The 4,118-nt window shown below is 71.5% G+C and carries 3 protein-coding genes; 1 reads left to right on the forward strand and 2 read right to left on the reverse strand.

From position 1 onward, the window contains the following. Together I4I78_RS30905 and I4I78_RS30910 are read right to left on the reverse strand one after the other, a co-directional pair. The coding region (locus I4I78_RS30905) for a putative collagen-binding domain-containing protein (RefSeq protein WP_275958034.1) at positions 1 to 582 on the reverse strand (582 nt) is incomplete at its 3' end. Positions 583 to 752: 170 nt separating this feature from the next. Continuing rightward, positions 753 to 1,373 (reverse strand): DsbA family protein, encoded by a 621-nt coding sequence (locus I4I78_RS30910; RefSeq protein WP_218615047.1) that lies wholly within the window; start codon positions 1,371 to 1,373, stop codon positions 753 to 755. Between the two features lie 168 nt (positions 1,374 to 1,541). Between I4I78_RS30910 and pepN the strand changes: the two genes are divergently transcribed. Beyond that, a complete protein-coding gene (gene pepN / locus I4I78_RS30915; RefSeq protein WP_218615048.1) occupies positions 1,542 to 4,112 on the forward strand; it encodes an aminopeptidase N in 2,571 nt (856 codons plus the stop codon). Positions 4,113 to 4,118 lie beyond the last annotated feature (6 nt).

A 4,118-nucleotide genomic window follows, 5' to 3' on the forward strand; every position in this document is an offset into this window, starting at 1 on the left:
GGTCGCGGCATCCGACGAACCGCTGCCCGAGGAAGTGCTACCGGAGGACCCGCTTCCCGACGCCGACGCCGACGCCCCCGACGCCGATGCCCCGCCGGCTCCGGTGTCGCCCTCCCCGGTCGCCTGGGCGACGACCTCGCGGTCCGGGCTGCCGTACCCGGCCGCGATGTCGTCGACGACGAGCACCCAGGCCGGTCCACCGCCCTCCTTCGGCGCCGGGAACCGGGCCACGCCCGCGCTGGCCAGTGCCGCCATCTTCAGCGTCCGCCCGGTCCCCGCGTCGTACCACCAGGGCTGGGCCTCGTCACCGGAGAGGAGGTCGAGGTCGAGCACCACGTCGCCGCCTGCGGGGGTGTAGCCCAGAACGTAGGAGCCGTCGTCGGCGGAGGTGATCGTGATCCGCTTGTCGACCGCCGCCACGCCGACCGTGAAGCCACCCTCGCCGTACGGGCTCAGCGGGGCGCGCGGGTTGCCGGCGTCGGCCAGCGCGACCTGGGTGCCGACGACCGTGACGACGGCCAGCAGCGCAGTCCCCAGCGCGGCCGGCGCGTGCCGCCAGACGGGTCCTCGGTGCTCCAACATCCGGCCACCCTGGACGGGCCCGCCGCCCCGCCGGGCCGGAACGGCCGGAACCGTTCACGATCGTCAGGCCTGCCCAGCCATGATCGGCGCAACCGGCGGGAACGCGACAGATCTGTCGTGTTCCTGCCGGTTGCCGTGATCAAGGACCGGGTCACCGACCGGGATCGCGCCTAGTAGTCGAAGTTCGGGTCCTCGGTACGGGTGCGCTTGAGCTCGAAGAAGTACGGGTTCTCCGCCATCAGGCGCGCACCGTCGAACAGGCGTCCGGCGTCCTCGCCCTTGGGCACCCGGGAGATGACCGGGCCGAAGAACGCGACACCGTCGACGTGGATGGTCGGCGTGCCGACGTCCAGGCCGACCGGGTCCATCCCGGCGTGGTGGCTCTTGCGCAGCTTCTCGTCGAACTCGGTGGAGTGCGCGACGTCGGCCAGCGACGGGTCCAGGCCCAGCTCCTCGAGAGCGCCCTTGATGACGTCGTCGAAGTCCTTGTTCTGCTGGTTGTGGATGCGCTCGCCCATCGCGGTGTAGAGCGGGCGCAGGATCTCGTCGCCCTTCTGCTCCGCGGCGGCGATCGCGACCCGCACCGGGCCCCACGCCTTGTCCATCATCTCGCGGTACTGCTCGGGCAGGTCGCGGCCCTCGTTGAGCACGGCCAGGCTCATCACGTGGAACGCGACGTCCACGTCCCGGACCTTCTCCACCTCGAGCGCCCAGCGCGAGGTCAGCCATGCCCACGGGCACAGCGGATCGAACCAGACATCGACACGGGCGGGCTTCGCAGCAGTGGTCATGTCCCGTCCAACACCACCGGCGGCGGGCGATGTTCCCGCGCCGGGCGAGAACGCCACGCGGGAGCGGGAATGGACGCGGGCCCGGGCGGGCACACGTGATTGGATGCCCTGCGACCCCCGGCAGGAGCCGATGACCGCTCCGCCGGCTCCACCTTTGTGAGGACCCCCATGACCCCGCCGAACCTCACCCGCTCCGACGCCGAGAAGCGCGCCGCGCTTCTCTCCGTGTCGGACTACCGGGTCGACCTCGATCTCACCGACGGCGCAGGCGGCCCGGGTGAGAAGACCTACGCCGTCGACACGACGGTGCGGTTCACCTGCTCCGAGCCCGGCGCGGCGAGCTGGATCGACTGGGTCGGCGACGGCATCGCATCGGCCACGCTCAACGGCACCGCGCTCGAGACGACGGGCTACCGCGAGGACGAGGGCCTGACGCTGCCGGACCTGGCCGCGGAGAACGAGCTGCACCTGGTCTCCACCGGCCGCTACACCAACACCGGGGAGGGCCTGCACCGGTTCGTCGACCCCGTCGACGGCGCGGTGTACCTGTACTCGCAGTTCGAGACCGCGGACGCGAAGCGGCTGTTCCCCTGCTTCGACCAGCCCGATCTCAAGGCCCGCTACACGATCACCGTGGTGGCCCCGGCGGACTGGAAGGTCGTGTCCAACGCGACCGCCGAGCAGGACCCGCCCGGTGCGGGCGGGTCGATCGCGCACCGCTTCGCGACCAGCGAGATCATGTCGACCTACCTGGTCGCGCTGATCGCCGGCCCGTACGCGGTGTGGACCGACACCTACCGCGACGAGCACGCGACGATCCCGCTGGGCATCTACTGCCGCTCCTCGCTGGCCCCGCACATGGACCACGAGCGGATCTTCACCGAGACCCGGCAGGGCTTCGACTTCTACCACCGCAACTTCGGGGTGCCCTACCCGTTCGGCAAGTACGACCAGCTGTTCGTGCCGGAGTTCAACGCCGGGGCGATGGAGAACGCAGGCGCGGTCACGTTCCTCGAGGACTACGTCTTCCGGTCCCGGGTCACGCGCACGAACTACGAGCGCCGCGCCGAGACGATCCTGCACGAGATGGCGCACATGTGGTTCGGCGACCTCGTGACCATGCGCTGGTGGGACGACCTGTGGCTCAACGAGTCGTTCGCGACCTTCGCCAGCGTCCTGTGCCAGGCCGAGTCCACCGAGTACACCGAGGCCTGGACGACGTTCGCGAACGTGGAGAAGTCCTGGGCCTACCGCCAGGACCAGCTCCCCTCGACGCACCCGATCGCCGCCGACATCGAGGACCTGCAGGCCGTCGAGGTGAACTTCGACGGGATCACCTACGCCAAGGGCGCGTCGGTGCTCAAGCAGCTCGTCGCCTACGTCGGGCTGGAGTCGTTCCTGGCCGGGCTGCGGGACTACTTCGCCGCGCACGCCTGGGGCAACGCCACGTTCGACGACCTGCTCGGCTCGCTGGAGAAGGCGTCCGGGCGGGACCTGTCGGACTGGGGCGCGCAGTGGCTGCGCACGACCGGTCTCAACCTGCTGCGCCCGTCGTTCCAGGTCGACGCCTCCGGCGCGTTCACGTCGTTCGACGTCGTGCAGGGCGGTGCCCGGCCCGGCGCCGGTGAGCTGCGCACGCACCGGATCGCGGTCGGCGTCTACGACGACGACCCGGCCACCGGTACGCTCGTCCGCACCCACCGCGTCGAGATCGACGTGTCCGGCGAGCGGACGCCCGTCCCGGACCTGGTCGGGATGCCCCGCGGCAAACTGGTGCTGGTCAACGACGACGACCTCACCTACTGCGCGCTGCGCCTGGACCCGGACTCGCTGGCCGTGCTGATCGACCGGATCGGCGACATCGCCGAGCCGCTGCCGCGCACCCTGTGCTGGTCCTCGGCCTGGGAGATGACCCGCGAGGCCGAGCTCAAGGCCCGCGACTTCGTGAACCTGGTGTCCGGCGGGTTCGGCTCGGAGTCCGAGATCGGCGTCGTGCAGCGGCTGCTGATGCAGACCCAGGTCGCGGTGTCGTCCTACGCCGACCCGGCGTGGGCCCGCGACCGTGGCTGGCCGCTGCTGACCGACGCGCTGCGGTTCCGCCTCGACACCGCCCCGGCGGGCTCGGACGTGCAGCTGGCCGTGGTGAACTCGCTGGCCTCGAGCGTGCTGCCGGCCGGCACCCTGGACCGGATGCGAGGCTGGCTCTACGACGTCGACGTCCCCGAGGGCCTCACGATCGACACCGACCTGCGCTGGCGCCTGCTGCAGGCCCTCGTCGCGCACGGGCGGGCCGCCGAGACCGAGATCGACGAGGAGCTGCGCCGCGACCCGACCTCGACCGGGACGCGGCAGGCCGAGCGGGCCCGGGCGCTGATCCCGACCGCGGAGGCCAAGGAGCTGGCCTGGCAGCGCGCCGTGCACGACGACGAGCTCCCGAACGCGATCAACGAGTCGATCATCGGCGGGTTCTCGCACCCGGCCCAGCGCGACCTGCTCGACCCGTACGTGCAGCGCTACTTCGCCGAGATCGACGACGTGTGGGCGCGGCGGACCTCGGAGCTGGCCCAGAACGTGGTGCTCGGCCTGTTCCCGTCCGGGGTCATCGCGCAGTCGACGGTCGACGCCGCCGACGCCTGGCTGGCCGACGGGTCGCGTCCGGCCGCGCTGCGCCGTCTGGTCTCCGAGGGGCGGGCCGGGATCGTCCGGGCACTGGCCGCCCGCGAGTTCGACGTCGAGTAGGCCCCG

Source organism: Pseudonocardia sp. KRD291, from assembly GCF_019263595.1.
GTDB lineage: Bacteria > Actinomycetota > Actinomycetes > Mycobacteriales > Pseudonocardiaceae > Pseudonocardia.

Excerpts from the sequence above, each read along its gene's own strand:
- I4I78_RS30910 (WP_218615047.1), bottom strand. The coding sequence starts at position 1,373 with ATGACCACTGCTGCGAAGCCCGCCCGTGTCGATGTCTGGTTCGATCCG.
- pepN (WP_218615048.1), top strand. The coding sequence starts at position 1,542 with ATGACCCCGCCGAACCTCACCCGCTCCGACGCCGAGAAGCGCGCCGCG.